Raw genomic sequence first — 20245 nt, 5'->3', positions numbered from 1 at the left:
GCTGTCAACTCAACTCTCCCAGACAATATTAATAAACCCGCCCTCCGGGTTGGGCTATTAATAAACCCGCCCTATGTGACCAGGGAATTAATGGATCAATAAGTTGTAGGGGCGAAACATTTTTTGCCCCTACTGGTGAGTGAGGGCGAAAAGGATAATTTGCCCTCGTTTTTGGTGATGCTGGATAGCCTAAAAGCCGTTACGACCCCAGACAACCATGGAAATGGAGAAAGTAAAGACGACTAACAATCCAACCCAACCTAATGACAGAATATCCATAGTAGTATGTTACAAAACCAGATGAAAATTGACTTCAGAGGCTATCATATCCTGAAATTGAGCCAGTCGCATCCATCTTCTAACTTTAGTCCGGCTGAACGCATACAGTCCCTAGTGGCGGGTATTTGGGCGGGTGTTTCTGTAGGGACGATCGCCCTAATGATGGAGTTGACCGTTAGTGGTATCCTAGGAGAGGGGCTAACCTTGGATGTGCATTTAATCGTCAAAGGAGCGATCGCCATAATTAGTGGCTTTCTCTTCGGTGTGACTTATCGCTACACCGTCCGCCGCGATAATAACCCGCAACTGAAACTAGGGGTGGTGTTTGCTTTCGGTCTAGTCCGGGGGTTGGCTATATGGGATATAGCGCCCCAACCTCTCGCACAAATGGCCCTCTGGGTGGTAGAAAATTTAGTGATGTTTGCAGTAGGGGGAATTATGGTAGAGATAGGGATGCGGCGGGGTTGGATTAAATACTTTTCCTCAGAGGGGGAGTGATCAAAGGTTTACCAGGTTATAGATATACTGTGAACTCCATTAAAATCCTGTCAGAAGAAGTCGTTGACCTGATAGCCGCAGGAGAAGTGATAGACTCAGTGGCGGCGGTGGTGCGGGAATTGGTAGAAAATGCCATTGATGCGAAGGCGACGCGGATATCAGTTTCTCTATGGCCGCAACAATGGCGAATTGAGGTGGCAGATAATGGGGAGGGTATGAATTTAGCCAACCTGAAACTAGCTGCCCTGGCTCATAGTACCAGTAAAATTGCGACAGCGAGGGATTTATTAAAGATTAGCAGTTTAGGGTTTCGGGGAGAAGCGCTGCACAGTATCGCGCAACTGTCTGATTTAGAGATTCTCAGTCGCCCTGGTTTTTCCTCGTCCCCAAGTTCAGGATGGCGGGTAGTGTATAACCATCAGGGAGAGACGGAAATGGTGGAAGCGGTGGCGATCGCACCTGGTACTGTAGTAAGAGTGAGTAATCTGTTTGCTAACTGGTCTTCGCGCCGCACAGCCGGACCGACAGCGACCCAACAATTGCGGGGGGCGCAACTGTTGTTACAACAGATAGCGCTGTGTCATCCCCAGGTGACATGGCAAATTCACCAAAACGATCGCCCCTGGCTCAGGTTTGGGCCAGCCATGACCACCCAACAGATGCTACCAGAATTTATTAGGGGTATCAGGGCGGGGGATCTGCAATATCTGAAAATGGATGTAGACCCCCCCGAATCGCTGGAAGAGTGCCATCAAAACCTATCGAAATCATGGTTAGAGGTGGTGATTGGCCTGCCCGATCGCGCTTCACGTGGCCGCAAGGATTGGGTTAAGATAGGAGTTAATGGTCGTATGGTGCGATCGCCCGAATTGGAGCCTACGATATTATCGGCTTTTGCTCGTACCTGTGGGCGCGATCGCTATCCGATTTGTTTTGTGCATCTGCATATCGACCCCGCCTTAATTGATTGGAATCGCCATCCTAGCAAAGCCGAGATTTATTTACATTATCTCAAACACTGGCAAGATCAAATTCACCTAGCCATTGATCAGACTCTCAAGCTGAACCCAGAAAGTCTCTCAGCGGGGGTTAATCCCATCGAGAAGCTGTTGCGCGTCTCGGAAGATACTGCCTCATACCGAACCCGCCCCACCCCCCTAGAATCAGCGGAAAACCCCCAGAGAATTGATGTTCCCAAACTAAAAGCGATCGGTCAAATTCACAATACCTATATTGTGGCCGAACACCCAGAGGGTTTGTGGTTAGTAGAACAACACATTGCCCACGAAAGGGTAATTTATGAACAATTATGCAGGCGTTGGCAAGTAATCCCCCTGTCAACTCCGATCATCTTAGCGAATTTGTCCGAGGCGCAACTAGAACAACTAACCCGCCTCAATTTGGAAGTTGACCCCTTTGGGGAGGGACTCTGGGCCATCCGAAGCGCCCCAGAAATTCTGTGCGATCGCCCAGACTGTCAAGAAGCGCTGATTGAACTAAGCCATGGCGGCGATTTACAGGCCGCCCAAGTAGCCACCGCTTGCCGCAGTGCCATTCGCAACGGCACGCCCCTAAGTTTAACCGAAATGCAAACCCTATTAGATCAATGGGTGACTACCCGTTCCCCCCGGACTTGTCCCCACGGTCGTCCGATTTTCCTAAGTTTAGAGGAATCTTCCCTAGCCCGATTTTTCCGTCGCAGTTGGGTGATTGGCAAAAGTCATGGCCTATGATGATATGGGGATAATGACCCTGAGTAATTATCGACGAAAAGCTACTTAATATAAACATGACTTTTGCGGAACCAAGACAACAGTTTTATGAGGAGATTAGCCAGCCAGAAAATCAAATAGATTTGGCTAAGGCTGCCCTATATATTGCCCGAGAACATCAGCCATATTTTAACCATTTAGAATATCTGCAACACTTAGATAGGATGGCGGCGGATGTGTTAGAGAGACTGGAAAAGCCGGCTTATCCCCTGCGGATAATTAAGGCGATTAATCATTACCTTTATGATGAATTAGGATTTCGGGGTAATCGGACTGAATACTATGACCAGAAAAATAGCTTTTTCAATCAGGTGATAGACCGTCGGACTGGTATTCCGATTACGATGTCCTTGGTGTATTTAGAGATAGCGAAACGCATGGATTTTCCGATGGTGGGAATTGGGATGCCGGGACATTTTCTGATTAAGCCAGAATTTGAAGATGCGGGGATTTATGTTGATGCGTTTGGACGGGGAGAAGTGCTATTCCCCGAGGACTGTGAGCTGAGATTGTCGGAAATTTATGGACAGCCGATGAAATTACGGCCGGAATTTCTCAATCCGATCGCACCACGGCAATTTTTAAGGCGGATGCTGCAAAATCTGAAGGCAATTTATATGAATGTTGGGGAATTTGAGGAGGCGCTGAAGGTAGTGGAGAGGATTGTGATCTTGTCTCCTGATGATATTAAAGAAAAGCGCGATCGCGGTCTTATTTACTATCAACTGTATCGCTGGTCAGAGGCTCGCTGTGACTTAGAAGATTATCTTAACCACCTTCCAACTGCTCAGGATGCTGGTATAATTCAGCAGTTACTAGATAGAATGGACTTGGATACCTGAATCGTTTAATTAGTAAGGATTTGGGGAACCATTCAACCTGTCTAGTAAACCTATAAAACAGATAGGGTTATCAACCTGAACTTACAGCCGTGTGTCCCACGGTCAAAGGGTAGGCTGATTGATAAATTGACCTCTTCTGGGGGGAAGCCGATCCTCCTGACCGCCAAATCGGCTAAGTCGCTTTTTAGTAGTGACAATCACTAGGCGGTTTCCAAGCTACTGGAGATATTGCATGAACTTTTCGCTAAAATCTTTTCGTCAGGGACTTCGTAGCCCTTACAGTGTCTTCACCAAAGGGATCTCTAAATATATATCCCTGAGTTTAGTGATGATTGTAGGAATCACTGCCAGTCTGACAATTTTCATGAGTCGCCCGGCTCCTGCAGTCGAAGCGATCCAATTAATTTACGGCCCCGCTAGTATTTCCTTAGAGTTTCAAGATTTGGAGACATTTGCTGAAACTGGGGAAAAGTCTAACCAACTGAACTCTTTATTTACTTTGGCGGAACTGAGTGATTCTCAAATTACCACTTTCCGCAATGCTCTGAATTTTGGGGTAAATGTTCCCACAGATACAGTTAATAGCCTGTTAGGTTCGAGTTATGGTCGATTAGCTGTGGGGGCCTTTAGTCTGTTTATTAATCCTGGTAGTTCTATTGATAACATTGTTGATGATGTACTGTCGGCTTTGCGAGATTCAACTCGAGATGGTCGGTTAACCATGTTGGATGTGGTTTTAGGGTTCCAATCGGTTGATACGATCACGGTAGATGTCAATAATCTGATGAGTTTGTATGATGACGTTAGTGAACTAGGAGAACAAGCGATCGAGTTTTTGAGAGCTCAACCAGAAATTCGACAACTGATTTGTAATTAGGTAGGAAGGAATCCCCAAGGCTTGAGACTGGGGATACTCTCGGAGTAATTAGATTGTCAGACAATGGGGGATCTTTCTCGTGTATGGGGGAGGTTCCCTTTTTATCTGGGAAGCGATCGCTATAGGTTTTGCTGTTCTTCTGCTACTCGCTTCAACCGTCGCAATTGAGCTTCCATGTCCGCCTTAGTCCAAGGGGCGGCGAACCGATTAAAACCAAAGGCAATTAAGGGGTTATTAATCTCAAATTCAAAGCGATTTAATAAGTAAGTTCCCTGGGATTGGGGTTGACATTCCCAGCGATCGCATCCTTGGAAAAATCCATCAAATCCCCAGACAATTAGCCCCGGTTCTCTTTCCAGGACAATACTCTCTAAGGTAGGTTGAATAATGGGAATTTGAATAACAAAGCGGGAACGTCCCCCTACATCAGTATCCCAATCGCCCACTGGGTCACAACGGAGGGCGGGATTTAACCAACGACGCATCAAATGGCGATCGGTAATACAGCGTTCAACCGTAGTGGCGATCGCTTTAATGTGAATAGACTGTTCAAATACTTGACGAGATGACATCCTAAGCCTCAAGCTATATTCAGAACGTTATCCGTTGAACGAACTAATGTCCACCCCAACGGTGAGATCAAACAAGTTTGTACACACAGAGGTTTAACTCATCTGTAGGCATTTTATAACAATCGGAACCAGTGACGAAAACTGATGAGCATAGATTTACTGGTGAATCTCACCTGGATTTGAGTTCAACATCATCACCGAGGAAAATAACAGAGTTGATCAAATTTTGCTAGTTTCCTTCCGTGGGGAGATGTTAGGGGGATAATGATTCTGTTAGATTGTAAAACTTTAGAACCCATCTACAAAGATTATGATTGAAACTTCGTGTATAATTCCCAATCCCTTGGGGATAGGAATAGGGAACCTATCCCATTTAAGTTTAGCTCAAGAGGGTTCATCACCGAATCCCGTTGATGACTTGATGAATTTTCGCCTGGGGGATATATGGGAGGATATACCCGTGGCGGATTTGGTGACAGCCATTTTAATCCTGTTATTTGGCTACCTACTTGCTCGGTTTGCGGGTTCATTGGTCAAAAAGCTACTCAAAAAGACCGATATAGATAATAAACTGGTCAGTTGGATTTCTGGGTCTACGGAAGGCGGTGAGGACTTTCCCGTAGAAAAATGGGCAGGGACCCTAGTTTTCTGGGTTATCTTTATTTTTGCGATTATTGGTTTCTTTGACCGACTCCAGTTAACTTCTGTTTCCGCTCCCCTGACTACCCTGTTGAATGAAATCACCCGCTACATACCTAGGATATTAGGAGCAGCCGGATTGTTAGGGGTGGCCTGGGTATTGGCTACCATTTGCCGAACCTTGATGATTAGGTTCTTGGATATGTTCAGGCTGGATGAGCGACTCAACCAGCAGGTTCCCCATGGGGAAAACGAGAATCATTTTTCTCTGAGTCACACCTTGGGAAATGCCATTTATTGGTTTATTTTCCTGCTGTTTCTGCCCATGATTCTTAGCACTTTGGAGTTAGCTGGGTTGCTATCTCCGGTGCAGACGATGGTCAATCAAATCCTGTCGAGTCTACCCAATATCCTGAAAGCCTTAGTTATTGCGGCAGGTGGTTGGCTTTTGGCTCAAATCGTCAGTCGCATTGTTACCAATTTATTGGCTGCTGTTGGTTTTGATCGTCTCAGCAATCAGTTGGGATTAGAAAGGGCGATGGGGACTACATCCCTATCTTCTGTGCTAGGCACAATTGTTTATGTTGTGCTGATGATTCCTATTGCGATCTCAGCCCTGCAAGCGCTCCAGATTAATGCGATTTCTGACCCAGCGATTTCGATGCTGAATCAGATCTTTAATGTCATTCCCCAAGTTTTCATTGCGGGTGTGGTATTAGTCTTGGCTTATATGTTTGGGGTGATTGTCCGAGATTTGGTGACTAACCTGCTAACCAATCTGGGTTTTAACAATATCTTTGTTTGGTTGGGAATTGAATCTAAGGCTAGTCCGGTTTCTACCCCAACTCAGACCACAGAAGAGGATGAGGTGATAGATGATAAGCCTGTGACCAGTGCCACGAAGCAAACACCTTCGGAAATCGTGGGTGTGATTGCTTTGGTAGGTGTGATGTTCTTTGCGGTAGTGACGGCTACGGACATTTTGGGCTTAACTGCTTTAACTTTGATTGTTGAGCAGTTGTTAATCATTGCTGGCCGAGTGCTATTGGGTGTGATCATTTTTGGCATTGGTTTATACTTGGCTAACTTGGCTCATAATTTGATATCGAGTTCCGGCACTTCTTCGGCTAAATTGCTGGCTCAGGCTGCCCGCATTGCTGTTATTATCTTTGTGGGTGCTATGGCACTTCAGCAAATGGGAATTGCTAGTGATATTGTGAATTTGGCTTTTGGCTTGCTACTGGGTGCGATCGCTGTTGCTATTGCGATCGCCTTTGGTTTGGGAGGTCGCGATGTAGCATCCGAGCAAATTCGTGAGATCATCTCTCGCTTAAAACAGTAAAGGCGCGATCGCCTCTTAGGGGCAGGTTATCACCCTGCCTCTACTGTTTATTCTGCCATTTCGATCGCAGCTTCCGCGTCTAAAACCACGTTGCGTAGTCTATCTAATAAATCTCTGTCTACGGAAGACCATAACCCTCGCTGGTGTGCTTCTAGTAACCTTTCCCCCATATCCCGCAACGCCCAAGGATTCTTTTCGCGGACAAAATTTTGGACTTGTGCATCTAATATATAAGCCTCAGCTATCCCCCCATACATAAAATCATCAACACATTGGGCGGTAGCATCATAAGCGAATAAAAAATCTACTGTAGCCGCCATTTCAAAAGCCCCCCGATAACCGTGTCGCATCGCCCCAGCAATCCATTTAGGATTCACCACCCGCGACCGATATACCCTAGCGATTTCCTCCCGCAACTGTCGGACTTTGGGATTTTCTGGGAGAGAATTATCACCAAAATAAGTATCGGGATTTTCGCCTCGGAGAACCCGCACCGCGGCCGTCATCCCTCCCTGAAATTGATAATAATCATCGGAGTCCAAAATATCATGTTCTCGATTATCCTGATTGTGTAAAACCACCTGCATTTGTTGGAGACGGTTAGCAAAGGCTTGGGGGGCAGAAATTCCCTGACCGCCAGTATAAGCATAACTACTCCAATTCAAATAAGCGCGCGCCAGGTCGCTGTCATCGGTCCAATTTTGGGCTTCAATTAATCCTTGTAACCCAGCACCATAGGCCCCCGGTTTTGACCCAAATACCCGCAAACGCGATCGCATTTTAGCTTCATCTTCCGTCAAACCTTCCTCCACCCCAGCGGTAGTTTCCTGATAGACCGTGGCGGCGATCGGGTTTTCTGAGGGGGTTTCTGATAACTGAGAAACCATCTCCACAGCGCGATCGAATAAGTCGATTAAATTGGGGAAAGCATCTCTAAATAACCCAGAAATGCGTAAGGTGACATCAACCCTGGGTCGTCCCAATATGGAAATCGGCAAAATTTCAAAATCCACCACTCGCCGGGACGCACCCTCCCAGACTGGTTGTACCCCTAACAAGGCTAAAGCCTGGGCGATATCATCTCCCCCCGTCCGCATGGTGGAAGTTCCCCACACAGATAGCCCTAGAGTTTGGGGATATTCTCCATGATCCTGGGTGTATTTTTCTACCAAGGCTTCGGCTGCTAACTGACCGACCCGCCAAGCGGTTTCTGTGGGAATGGCGCGAATATCGACCGCGTAGAAATTCCGTCCGGTGGGGAGAACATCAGGTCGTCCACGAGTCGGCGCACCGGATGATCCACTGGGAATATAGCAGCCGTCAAGTCCCCTTAATAGGTTCTGAATTTCACGATCGCATTTTTTCAGATTGGGGAGGAGGATATTTTCGATCCAAACTAATTCTTGGCGGGTCAATTCCCCTGGGAATTCCTGACTATTTTGGCTGATTAATTGGTCGATTAAAATCGCGGCTTGGTCTTCGATTAAGGCGATCGCATCCCCGACTGTCCTACAGATTTCACTGTTTTTCTGGTCGCCTTCCACCTCCCATAAATCCCCCGGATTAGCTGTTAATGGGTCTAATTCCCAACCCCAATCTTGAGCGATCGCCCTGGTTAAACCCCATCGATTTTGGCTGGGATGACGGGCTATGGCTATGATTAAATCCCGCAATTGTCTCCCTTCTGGACAGCGCCCCAAAATATGTAAACCGTCGCGGATTTGACTTTCTTTGAGTTCACATAAATAACCGTCAATTGTGCCAAATAATTCCGACACCATTTCCCCGTCAGAGATGCCCAAATCCCGGTCTAACTTTTCCTTGCGGATTAACTCCACAATGCGATCGCTGATAGTTTTTAACCGAGATGGATCTAATACTTGAGCCTCATAATACTCATCAATTAACCCTTCTAATTGTTGCAAAGGTCCATATAATTGAGCCCTAGTCATTGGCGGGGTTAAATGGTCTAAAATTACCGCCTGCGATCGGCGTTTCGCTTGGGAACCTTCCCCAGGGTCATTAACAATAAACGGATAGAAATTCGGTAAAGGTCCCAGGGCGATTTCTGGGTAACATTCCTCCGACAGTCCTACCCCTTTACCCGGTAGCCATTCTAAGTTACCATGTTTCCCTACATGAACCACCGCATGAGCCTCAAAGTGGTTTCTTAGCCACTCATAAAAAGCCAAATATTCTGGGGTCGGTTCCAAGTCCGGCGCGTGATAATTCAGACTCGGATCAATATCATAACCTCGTGATGGTTGAATCCCCACAAAAACATTGCCAAATTGTACCCCAGCAATCGGTAATATCTCCGGCGGATTCTCAAAAAAATGCACCCCCCAACGTTCTTTAATTCCCCCTTGCACAACGGCGGGTAAAGTGTTAAAATAAGTCAGGTAGTCTTGCCATTTTAAAAACTGCTTAACTTCCCGAAAATCTCGCCCTTCTGGGTCGTTAGTCACTCCCCTGGTCAGTTCCTGAATCAGATCATCTCCGGTAAGGGGAAAATCGCTGACGGTATATCCGGCTAATTTTAAAGCCTGGAGAATTTCTACACAACTGGCGGGGGTATCTAGTCCGACACCATTGGCGAGGCGACCGTTACGGGTGGGATAGTTGGCTAAAATTAGGGCGATGCGCCTTTGGTGGGTGGGGGTTTCTGAGAGTTTGACCCAGTTGGCGGCGAGGTCGGCTACAAATTCTATGCGATCGCTTTTGGGTTGATAATGAACAATATCTGTTTCTAGTCTGGTATCGCTATTTTTGACAGTTTTAAAGGAAATTGGGCGGGTAATAATGCGGCCGTCTACTTCTGGTAAAGCGATATTCATCGCCACATCACGGGGAGGTAATCCGAGGGGACTTGATTGCCATCTCTGTTCGCTAATACCACTCAGAATCGCTTGTAATGTGGGGATATCTAAAGAAAACAGGGGGGCGCTGGGTAGGTCGGAATTATCCAGGGATGAAATCGAGAAACTTGTGGTATTTATTAAGAGTCTGGCTTTGGTTAAATAGGCGATCGCCTCCTGTTGGATTTCTGGATCTCGCAAGGATGAAACAAACAGGGGAACCGGGTTAAGTTGACGAGCCGCCAAGGCTTGACAAAGGCTATCAATGGGGGCAGTATTTCCTGATAGATAATGGGCGCGATAGAATAATATTCCCACTTCCCGATAGTTAGAGACCGGGGACAGCGCGCGCCACGGATAACGACCGACCCTGGGAATGGCTACAGGTGGCGGCGGGTTGTAATTAGTGGCTAAATAGCGATCGCTTATATATTGCAAAGCTGCGATCGTATTTTCTACCCCTCCCTCACTAAAATATTGCCAAACTCGGTTAGCTACAGTTAGGGGAACCGTAGACTGAGTAATTAAATCCGGGTCGCCGCCATCATCTCCCGGTAAAATAATCAATTCTACCCCTTTAGTTTCCGCGATTTCCGCCAAAACTTCCAAACCGTAGGACCAATAGGAACGTCCCCCCAACAGTCGCAAAACTACAACCTTCGCCTGAGATAAGACCTCCTCAGCATAGGTGTCTATAGTAAGCTGCTGTTGCAGGTTCAGCAAATTAGTTACTCGTAAATTGGGAAAGTCTGAGGGTAACTCAGCTATGGCTGCTGCTAAGGTTTGAATTTCTGTATCCGCTGCAGTTAAAACAATAATTGGCGCGGCAGTTTGTTCAATAAAGATAACCCCCTCTGTATCGGGGTTCCAGCCTCCTGGTATCGCTGCAATTCTGTGCATCTTATTTATACCCAATCATCACTATCTCGGTTTTTAGCGCGGTAAACATGACCCTCAGCATGAATGGCGCGAGTTTTCTCGAAGAGGCTGTCTTCCGTGTAATTCCACATTTGCAAAAGTCGATCTAGGTCTTTTTGGATATCCCAAGCGCCGGGGAACCCCTGGTAACGGATTTTCAGACGCGCAAGTTCCGCCAGTTCTAAGTCTCCCGGTGACTGATTGGCCAAAAGCTGATCAACCATTCGGCGATCGCTTTTGTACTGGGGGTGTTTCTGTTGGCGATCGTCCATCTTGGCAGCATTCCTAGAACTCAGGTTAATTATAGCCCCAGTTAAGCATTATTACCAGATAGGTCTAGCCAATGGGGGGCAGGTGGGGGCAATTAATGAATCCGTAAAATCCCCTATTTTCCAGTGATTAATGATTTCCTAGTTATCCCATTTTGCGATTTTTACCGGATAGCTGATATCCCGCTGGTATTAGATAGTGGAAACTTTGATAAGGACATTCCCTCATGCGTCTTTCCAGTTTAATTATGCTATCTGGCTTGGCACTCATTAATCTAGCTAATCAACCCAAATTGGAGACTACAGCTACCCCGTCTGAGTCTTCCCATGAATCAATTTATGAGCTAGTTCAAGTCAATGACAACCAAATACCAGAGACTGAATCCAGTCCTACCCCCCACCGAGGTAGCGGCAGGAAAGGCTAAGACATCCAACCATGTAAATATACTTTATTACCCGCAATATATCAGATAGTCTCCTCAATTAACCCTTGTCAATTGAGGGATTATTTTCATGGGTGATACTGCTGGCGTATCCAGAATGAGTGATTACCGTAACTTCTGGCTAATATTACGCCGAATATATCTGAATTACTCCGTTGACTGTCTCCCCCCCCATGTCTTCATAAAATTCTGATTGTCATCCAACTAGACTAGAGATTTTTGGGAAAAATTATATTTTTTTCCGGATATGGAAATCTAGCCCAAGTATTTTAAGCAAGTTCTGTTACCACATATCGATAGGGTCTTTAAAAATGCTATATAATGCTTTGGCTTCCTTGGCTATTAGTGCTGCGATCGCTTCTGTAGGCGCTGCTGCCTTAGTCGCCCCTTCCCCCGCGCAGACAAAAACCATCTCCGTGGCTTCCCTAGATTTTCATACACAATTGACCCAAGAGATGGCGACCATTGTTGATAGCCAGATTATGGCAGTCGATAATAAGTCCCCAGAGGAGTCTCCCTCCTATCCTCAGCCAGGAGATGGTCGGCGCTAGTCGGTCTCTACCTACCTAGCTAGTGGTCAGCACTAGACACCAGGAAGCTACCACTCATGGGAGTACCAATTTTAGTGGTGGTTTCCGGGAACTTTTGATCACCGATCGGAGACTTATAGATATATATGCCCCCCGATCGCCTTTTTGGTAGATAATTACCTGCCCCAATTCCCTAACCCAACCCGTCCGCTTTGGGGCGGTTGTCCGCTAGGTGGCTGCACCAAGAAAATTTTTGATGATATGTTAGTGTTAGTATTTGTTGGTATCCGGTTCGGTGCCAAACTCTCGTTGGTTAGATACCAGTAAACAAGCCAAACTAAATGAGATAAACGGGCCAAAAATAAAAATAATCAGTTCCAGACCGGTCATAATAGACCTCCCCCAGATGAATGCGAGTTAGTATGTAAGTAAAATCACTGGCTTTTGGCTTGAACTAATAGACCAAGTTACATGAGTAATTCAGTAATTTTACTGAGAATCTTTTGCCCCTAACACCACCGAGATATTTTGATAAATTCCCTATTTCAAATATACCCGAAAGGTGGCAAAATTAAAAGATTCTATAGATTATCTGGAGGCTAGTTTCATCAACTCTTTACAAAACCTTTACCAAACCATGACTTAGGACCGAGGGGACTAGGGGGACTCTAGTTGTTCAAGCGATCGCCTTAATGTGGGGAAGTTATTGATAGTATCTGGTAAGTTATCCCAATCAAAGTCTGCAAATTGCTGATCGAGAATGGTGACATAATCTTGGAGAGGCTTCCAGGGATAGTTTTTAGCTAACTTTTGTAAGCGTCGCAAAAACGATCGCAACTCTCTTTGAGTCATGCGATCGCGTAATTCTGGCCATCCTTTCTCTTCTTCCTTGCGTAAAATTTCCTTTAACTCTAGCAATTGATTCAAGGGTAATTTAGTGATATTAATTGCTGTTTTTTCAGTTAATTGTTGAGGTATGTTAGGCGGTTGAATATCGATTTTGCGTGCTAAAATATCGGATAATACAGCGGCGAGTTGCTCTCTATTGACAGGTTTGCGTAGATATCCCTGACATAAATTTTGACTTAATTCAAAATCTTTGGCGACCACAGAAGCGGTTAACATAACAATGGGAATATTAGCAGTGTGGGGGTTTTGTTTGATGAGTTGACTGGTCGCAATGCCATCTAAATCGGGCATTCGTAGATCCATTAAAATGACATCAGGATGATGAGTTTCAACCATAGCGATCGCCTGGTATCCATCTTTAGCCTCTAGCAGTAGGTGTTCTGTGGTATCAAAATAACCAGCAATTAGCTTGCGGTTAGACTCGACATCATCGACCACTAGGATAGTAGAGGGGATTAAATCTGACAAATAAATGGCGGTTTGTAGATTATTTAATTGATGAGATTGTGTAATTTTGACATTAGGAAAGGTACAAGTAAAAACACTTCCTAAGCTCAACTGACTTTCGAGAGTTAGTTTACCTCCCAAGAGATGGGTGAGTCTTCGAGTAATAGCCAAACCGAGTCCAGTCCCACCATAGCGACGGTTACTTTGTCCTTCACTTTGTACAAAGGCTTCAAAAATCTGCTGATACTGATCTGGATTTATTCCAATACCAGTATCTGCTACCACAATTTGGAGAGTGAGGTGAGAATTATGCTCAAAACTTTCAGCGCGAACCGAAATCGTAACGGAACCATCTTCGGTAAATTTGATAGCATTTCCGACAATATTAAAGAGAATTTGGCGGAGTCGGACTTCATCAAATTCGATAATTTTAGGAACATTGGGTTCAAAATTAATCTGTAGTGATAAACCCTTAGCCATAGCTGTGGGTAAAAATATTTGCTGGATTTCCTGTAGTAATATTGGCAAATAGACATGGTGATACTCAAGTTCAAGTTTTCCCGCCTCAATTTTGGAGAGATCCAAAATATCATCAATCAAACTAATTAAGGCTCGACCCCCAGCGGCGATCGCATCGAGATAAGATTGTTGTTTATCATCTTCAACCAATCCTTTGAGTAAATCACAAAAACCCAAAATGGCATTCATGGGTGTGCGGATTTCATGGCTCATATTAGCCAAAAACTCACTTTTAGCTCGATTCGCCATTTCCGCGCGTTTCGCAACTTCTTCTAAGGCGAAATGAGAGAAATGCAAAACCGCCAACATTAAAGTATTGCGGAGTTCCATGGCGGCGTTAATTTCTAATTCATTCCAACCCAAAGCATGACCACTAACTGTTTCTTTCCAGGCTTCAAAAGATTGGCGAGGAGATAGGCGCATTTGGTTATGATCATCAATAACAACTGCTTTGTTAGGATTCCCCCCCCAAGTAACAGTCTGGATAATTTCTGAACGAAACCAAACTATTTGATAAGTGGCTTGATCTAAGTAAATGGAAATAGCCAGCAACCCAGCGGCTTGGTTGATGTAATTTTGAGCAGGTGGGTAAATTTCAGCGAGGCGATCGGTATAAAAAATTTCCTGTGGGTAATAGCTACGCAGCCAGGAGAGTAGATCATCTAAATCGGGTTGAGGGAGAGTTTCTCCGAACTCAGTGAGTTCTCCCTGTAAGCCAATGACGACACCTTGAGCATTAACTAATTCTAGTAAATGTTGACCACTAGAATCAATCATTGTCCTAATTCGATTAATTAAATCCGATTCATGTACGGAGAGTTCTTGTCTAAAGAGTTGCTGAATTTTTTTGACTTTAATCTGATAGGCTTCCCAATTTTTTTGATATTGACGGAACAGTTCCACTGACATAAATTGCCCTAATAATTCGCAGGCTTGGCGCAATTCATAGGAGACAAATTTAGGGCTGTAGTGATGACAAACAATTAAACCCCATAGTTTTTGGTCATTAATGAGAGAAATACACAAGGAAGCGGAAACCCCCATATTTTGCAGATATTCAATATGGATAGGGGAAACACTCCTAAGAGTGGCATAACTCAAATCGATATGTTTTTGAGTAATGGGATTATGAAGAGGGTAAATAGCGACGGGATTATCATTAACATTAACAATAATCCTCACCCAGTTTTTAGAATAGAGTTGTCGGGCTTGTTTGGGGATGTCGGAAGCGGGGTAATGGAGTCCGAGAAAAGGCTCTAATTCTGGTTTTTTATCTTCGGCTACGACAATGCCACTCCCATCAGTTTCAAACCGATAAATCATAACGCGATCGTATTCGGTTAATTGGCGAATTTCCTGGGCTAAAAATTGGGCAGATTCCTCGAAACTGTTTTTATTTTCAATAGCGGGAAGGGAAGATTGAATTTGTGCATAAATGCCATAAGCGCGGTGGGTTTGTGTGGGTATATGTGGCTCTAACTCCAGGATTAATACATGATCATGTCGATGGACAATAGCGGTCAATTGTTGGGGGGTATTGTTATGGGTTAATTCGATATCAATGGGGTTTGAATATTTGAGATCATGGGATTTCAGAGATTGGGATATTTTTTGAAAGGCGATCGGGGTAAATACTTGGCTTAAAGTTTTGCCAACAACAGCCTCTACTTCCCGCCCCAAAAATAGTTGAGTATTACAACTAGCTTGTAAAATGATTAGTTCTGGTTCCTGGAGAACTAGCAAACAACCGTGAGATTGAATCTTACCGGGAATATGGATGGGTTCACGATCGCAATTACTGAGATCAACAGATGTTAAGGCAAAATTTTCGACTTTATCCATTATCTAATTAACTCCTAGTTGTTAATCATAAAAGTAACCCAGCATTAGCCCCGATGATTTGTGAGCATAAAATTGTCAATAGAGCCTAACATATATATTATGTACCGAAAAACTTATATTGGCAATCAGCGATAAGTATTTCCGGGTAGCTACATCAAGTTAACCTCTGAGATTTATAATTAGGTGTGACTTCACGCCCGAATACTATGCTTGACCTAACTCAACTGGCTCGCCAAATGCAAGGGATGAGTAAACACTTGACCCGTGAAGCCCAAGCGGCGAGCGATCGCCTAAAAGCAGCACAAAACCTGCTGACAGAAGCCCAAAAGCATCAAGAAGAATTGATAGAAAGCCTGAATTACTGGGTAGATCGGATTCCCTTTCATCCCGCCATCCCCATAGACCAATTAGATAGCTGTTTCACGATTCAAGCACCACCCGCCGCCCATACAGTTTTTGCCACAGACGGGTCCCAAATCGCCCCTAACGCCCACGAAATCGCCTATTGTTACCTAATCAACATCGGTAGGGTTGTCCTCTATTACGGTCAAAGTCGCCACCCGATCCTTGATAGTGTTCCCGAAATTTTTTATCGTCCCGAAGACCTATATATTTCGCGCCAGTGGGGTATTCGCACAGAGGAATGGATGGGCTACCAACGCAGCATTTCGGAAGCGATCGCCCTCGCGGAAACAGCCCGGGAGATTGCTACAATTCAAGGGGACAACCTTAACCCGGCCCTCGCCTTAGTAGATGGTTCCCTAGTTTACTGGTTTTTGGAAACATTGCCAACAGAAGCGCGCGATCGCATTATCGAACCGATTTTAGAAGCCTGGGATATGATTAAAGTGTCTGGTATTCCGATGATGGGTTATGTCAGCGCCTCTCGCAGTAGCGAAACTATTTCGTTTCTGAGATTGCAAGGGTGTCCGTATAATGAACCTGATTGTGCGCGAAATTGCCCAGATTTCGGTCAAGTGGACAAAAAAGGCAAGATTAAACAAGCCCCCTGTCAAATTTCTGAACCTCTGCGAGATACGGTGCTATGGTCTAATTATCTGAAACCGGGACAGCGCAGCCCCCTCTGGCGATCGCGATCGCGTATTTTAGATTATTATGATTTTGATTCCATCTACTTCTGTTATGTGAATGTCGGCACAGAAATCGCTAGAATTGAATGTCCGGCTTGGGTAGCTGAAAATACGGAACAATTTGAGTTAGCTTTATCAATTATGTTAGCCCAAGTTTATAAAGGCTATGGTTACCCGGTGGCTTTAGCGGAAGCCCACAATCAAGCGGTGGTGAGAGGAGGCGATCGGACTCGGTTTTTTGCTATGCTAGAAGACCAAATGATTCGCGCCGGACTCCCTAACGTCGGTATCTCCTACAAAGAAGCACGCAAACGCGGAAGTATTGCTTAACACACCTTTAATTATGTCTGAACCATCTGATACTGATAGCAATTTACCCCCAGAACCTTCTCAGTCTTACCAGAATCATCAAAAACAGCCCAATAAAGCGCCATGGGAATCTCTTGGCGAAGGATTGAAAAAAGTCTTGACTCTAGGGAAAATAACTGATAAAATTGGGGGATTATTTAATGTTAGTGAGAGCGAAGTTGCTGAGATTTTAGAGCGCGTCCGGGCTGAACTTCCAACTACAGAAGCGCTGCTAATTGGGAAACCTCAAGCGGGTAAAAGTTCCATTGTTCGGGGATTAACAGGAGTTTCGGCGGAAATTGTCGGCCAGGGATTTAAGCCCCACACCCAAAACACTCAACGATATGCTTACCCTTCCGGGGATCTACCTTTACTGATTTTTACGGATACGGTCGGACTGGGGGATATTAATCAGGATACGGATGAGTTGGTAGCGGAATTGGTGGAGAATTTACAGCAGGAAACTCGCGGCGCACGGGTGCTAATTTTGACGGTGAAAATTAATGATTTCGCTACAGATACCCTGCGAACTATTGCGGCTAGTTTACGGTCAAAATACCCTGATTTACCCTGTTTATTGGTGGTAACTTGTCTCCATGAAGTCTACCCCACAGGAACGGCAAATCATCCCGCCTATCCGCCGGATTTTCCAGACTTTCAGCGAAGTTTTGATGCCATACAAGAGGATTTTGATAATTTATATAATCGCCTAGTTGCCATTGATTTTACCCGAGAAGAAGATGGCTACACCCCGGTATTTTATGGGTTAGAAACTTTTAGGGATACTTTGATAGAATTGTTGCCAGAAGCGGAAGCCAGGACTATTTATCAGCTTTTGGAAGGACAGGCGGGACAGGAATTAAGTAGTTTATATCGAGACGTGGGAAGGCGCTATATTTTAGCTTTTTCAATTATGGCGGCTACTATAGCAGCGGTTCCCCTACCTTTTGCGACTATGCCAGTTTTAACAGCCCTACAAGTGTCTATGGTGGGGTTACTAGGAAAACTCTACGGTCAAACTATTACCCCCTCCCAAGCTGGGGGTATTGTTAGTGCGATCGCTGGTGGATTTCTCGCTCAGGCGGTCGGTCGGGAATTAATTAAGTTTATTCCGGCTTTTGGAAGTGCGATCGCTGCTTCTTGGGCTTTTGCTTATACGGGGGCTTTAGGTGAAGCTACTTGTGTATATTTCGGGGATTTAATGGGTGGCAAAAAACCCGATCCTAAGCGAATTCAATCGGTGATGAAACAAGCCTTTAAAAATTCTCAAACCCAAATCGACAATGGACAATAAAACTCCCCCTCCCTCTGGGAAAGGGGTAGAAGGAGACAAAGGACAATTGTCGGGGCGAAAAATTTTTCGCCCCTACTGTTCGCCCCTACTGGTGGCTAAGATTGTCTACAGGGGATATTGAAGTGGCAAGTTTTGATCTAAGATAGAATTTAGAATCGCTTAATATATATTTGTTATGGCTACATCAGTTCCGCATTTAGGGAAGCAATTAAGGCCCAGTGGCGAACATATTTTGGCTTCTATTGACCTAGGAACCAACTCTCTGCACATGGTCATAGTGCGAATTGATAAGAGTCTACCCGCATTTACGATTATTGCCCGAGAGAAAGATACGGTCAGACTCGGAGACTGTGGACCTAAAGGACAACTCAAGCCGGAAGTCATGGATAGGGCGATCGCCACCCTCAAACGCTTTCAGGAACTAGCCAAAACTTTTAACGCTGAACAAGTTATTGCTGTCGCTACCAGTGCAGTCCGGGAAGCGCCCAACGGTCGGGATTTTATCAAACAAGTATCCGATGAATTGGATCTCGAAGTTAACCTGATTTCTGGTCCTGAAGAAGCCCGGAGAATTTATTTGGGTGTCCTCTCGGCTATGGAATTTCACGACGAACCCCACGTTATTATTGATATCGGAGGGGGTTCGACAGAGTTGATTTTGGGAGATGGTGGAGAACCTAAATTTCTCAGTAGTACCAAGGTCGGGGCTGTCCGTCTCACTCAAGAATATATCAAAACTGACCCTATATCTCGCACAGAATTTCTGTTTGTACAAGCCTATATTCGGGGAATGTTGGAACGTCCCGTTGATGAGTTGCGTCTTCATCTCCCCAATCGAAAAGTATCCCATTTAGTCGGCACTTCCGGTACAATTGAAACCTTGGCGGTGATGATTGCTAAGGAAAAATTAGGCACTGAGCCTACACCTTTAGCAGGATACCAAATTACTTTAAATGAGTTACACAATATCGTTAGTCGTCTGCGGAAGTTATCCTACCAAGAAAGGTTACAAATTCCTGGCATAAATGATCGGCGGGCGGAAATTATCCTGGCTGGGGCGCTGATTTTACAGGAGGCGATGAGTTTATTAGAAATAGAATCTCTGACTATTTGTGAAAGAAGTTTGCGGGAAGGGGTAATTGTTGATTGGATGCTTACCCATGGGTTGATTGAAGACCGCCTACGATATGAAAGTTCTATCCGACAACGTAGCATCCTCAAAATTGCTCAAAAATATAATGTAGATTTAGAACATGGTGAACGGGTGGCAGCCTTCTCTCTCAGCCTATTTGACCAAACTCATGGCGTTCTCCATGACTATGGATCGGCGGAACGAGAGTTGTTGTGGGCGGCGGCTATTTTGCATAACTGCGGGCTATATATTAGTCATTCTGCACACCATAAACACTCCTATTATTTAATCCGTAATGGGGAACTTTTGGGTTATACTGAAACCGAAATTGAGATGATTGCTAATCTGGCTCGTTATCACCGGAAAAGCGCCCCCAAAAAGAAACATGAAAATTATCAAAACTTGTCGAAGAAAAACCGTCACATTATCGACCGTCTTAATCCTTTGATGCGGTTAGCGGTGGCTTTAGACCGTCGTCAAATAGGGGCTGTAGCTGAGGTTAATTGTGAGTGCGATCGTGATAAAAAAGAGTTTAAATTGATACTGAAACCGGTTGACCGCCAGGATAATTGTGCTTTGGAATTGTGGAGTTTAGACATCAAAAAAGATGTGTTCGAGCAACAATATAACATCAAACTGGCGGCGTTTTTAGAGCCTTAAATCAACTGTCAACTAACCCGATAATTGATGTGGCGCTACCCTTTCCCCCTCTCCCCAGAAAGCGGGTTTATTTATCTTATCGTTGGTAGGCTATGTCCTAGGGGAGGCGCGCCCCTACAATTATTAATTATTAATTATTAATTATCAATTAATTACCGGGTGGG

15 protein-coding genes are annotated in these 20245 nt (G+C 45.0%); 10 read left to right on the top strand and 5 right to left on the bottom strand.

All coding sequences use genetic code 11. From position 1 onward, the window contains the following. Positions 1-189: 189 nt before the first annotated feature. Positions 190-279: a cytochrome b6-f complex subunit PetN gene (gene petN / locus P5683_RS10970; protein ID WP_006615846.1), complete on the bottom strand. Its 90-nt coding sequence runs from the start codon at positions 277-279 to the stop codon at positions 190-192. 6 nt (positions 280-285) lie between these two features. On the opposite strand from petN, the gene P5683_RS10965 reads away from it, so the two are divergent. The 4 genes from P5683_RS10965 to P5683_RS10950 all read left to right on the top strand — a co-directional run bounded on the left by P5683_RS10965 (position 286) and on the right by P5683_RS10950 (position 4268). Then, complete coding sequence (locus tag P5683_RS10965; RefSeq protein WP_315639837.1) at positions 286-777, top strand: hypothetical protein; 492 nt, start codon at positions 286-288, stop codon at positions 775-777. Next, positions 774-2510, top strand: a complete 1737-nt coding sequence (mutL, locus tag P5683_RS10960; RefSeq protein ID WP_315639835.1) for a DNA mismatch repair endonuclease MutL — start codon at positions 774-776, stop codon at positions 2508-2510. Before P5683_RS10965 ends, mutL begins: the two co-directional genes overlap by 4 nt. Before the next feature lie 56 nt (positions 2511-2566). After that, a complete protein-coding gene (locus tag P5683_RS10955; RefSeq protein ID WP_315641853.1) occupies positions 2567-3391 on the top strand; it encodes a transglutaminase-like domain-containing protein in 825 nt (274 codons plus the stop codon). Positions 3392-3719: 328 nt separating this feature from the next. Continuing rightward, on the top strand, positions 3720-4268 hold the full coding sequence (locus P5683_RS10950; protein ID WP_235720221.1) for an alpha/beta hydrolase: 549 nt from the start codon (positions 3720-3722) through the stop codon (positions 4266-4268). A 119-nt stretch (positions 4269-4387) separates the two neighbouring features. Here the strand turns inward: P5683_RS10950 and P5683_RS10945 are convergent, their stop codons facing one another. After that, on the bottom strand, positions 4388-4840 hold the full coding sequence (locus P5683_RS10945) for an SRPBCC family protein (protein ID WP_006622517.1): 453 nt from the start codon (positions 4838-4840) through the stop codon (positions 4388-4390). Between the two features lie 310 nt (positions 4841-5150). Between P5683_RS10945 and P5683_RS10940 the strand changes: the two genes are divergently transcribed. Further along, entirely contained in the window at positions 5151-6821 is a 1671-nt protein-coding gene (locus tag P5683_RS10940; protein WP_315641854.1) for a mechanosensitive ion channel, read from the top strand. Positions 6822-6868: 47 nt separating this feature from the next. Here P5683_RS10940 and cobN read toward each other — a convergent pair whose 3' ends face one another. Both cobN and P5683_RS10930 read right to left on the bottom strand, forming a co-directional pair. Then, positions 6869-10579 (bottom strand): cobaltochelatase subunit CobN, encoded by a 3711-nt coding sequence (gene cobN, locus P5683_RS10935; RefSeq protein ID WP_008056292.1) that lies wholly within the window; start codon positions 10577-10579, stop codon positions 6869-6871. 5 nt (positions 10580-10584) lie between these two features. After that, a complete protein-coding gene (locus P5683_RS10930) occupies positions 10585-10869 on the bottom strand; it encodes a DUF3288 family protein (RefSeq protein ID WP_006618290.1) in 285 nt (94 codons plus the stop codon). Between the two features lie 224 nt (positions 10870-11093). On the opposite strand from P5683_RS10930, the gene patX reads away from it, so the two are divergent. Together patX and P5683_RS10920 are read left to right on the top strand one after the other, a co-directional pair. Then, positions 11094-11291 (top strand): heterocyst-inhibiting protein PatX, encoded by a 198-nt coding sequence (gene patX, locus P5683_RS10925; RefSeq protein ID WP_006618291.1) that lies wholly within the window; start codon positions 11094-11096, stop codon positions 11289-11291. Between the two features lie 329 nt (positions 11292-11620). Further along, complete coding sequence (locus P5683_RS10920; protein WP_006618292.1) at positions 11621-11860, top strand: hypothetical protein; 240 nt, start codon at positions 11621-11623, stop codon at positions 11858-11860. Positions 11861-12496: 636 nt separating this feature from the next. Here P5683_RS10920 and P5683_RS10915 read toward each other — a convergent pair. Further along, positions 12497-15556 carry an ATP-binding protein gene (locus P5683_RS10915; RefSeq protein ID WP_315645463.1) on the bottom strand — a complete coding sequence of 1020 codons (3060 nt, stop codon included), beginning with the start codon at positions 15554-15556 and terminating at the stop codon, positions 12497-12499. A gap of 206 nt (positions 15557-15762) precedes the next feature. Between P5683_RS10915 and P5683_RS10910 the strand changes: the two genes are divergently transcribed. From P5683_RS10910 to P5683_RS10900, 3 genes are all read left to right on the top strand, one after another. Continuing rightward, on the top strand, positions 15763-16977 hold the full coding sequence (locus P5683_RS10910) for a DNA double-strand break repair nuclease NurA (RefSeq protein ID WP_006618294.1): 1215 nt from the start codon (positions 15763-15765) through the stop codon (positions 16975-16977). Between the two features lie 13 nt (positions 16978-16990). Further along, positions 16991-18289 (top strand): 50S ribosome-binding GTPase, encoded by a 1299-nt coding sequence (locus P5683_RS10905; protein WP_315639830.1) that lies wholly within the window; start codon positions 16991-16993, stop codon positions 18287-18289. Positions 18290-18464: 175 nt separating this feature from the next. Beyond that, complete coding sequence (locus tag P5683_RS10900; protein ID WP_006669427.1) at positions 18465-20081, top strand: Ppx/GppA phosphatase family protein; 1617 nt, start codon at positions 18465-18467, stop codon at positions 20079-20081. Positions 20082-20245: the final 164 nt, after the last annotated feature.

Source organism: Limnospira sp. PMC 1279.21, from assembly GCF_032349615.1.
Lineage (GTDB): Bacteria > Cyanobacteriota > Cyanobacteriia > Cyanobacteriales > Microcoleaceae > Limnospira > Limnospira fusiformis.
Note: the sequence above shows the minus strand (reverse complement) of the source record. Positions and strands in the feature narration are given on the sequence as shown.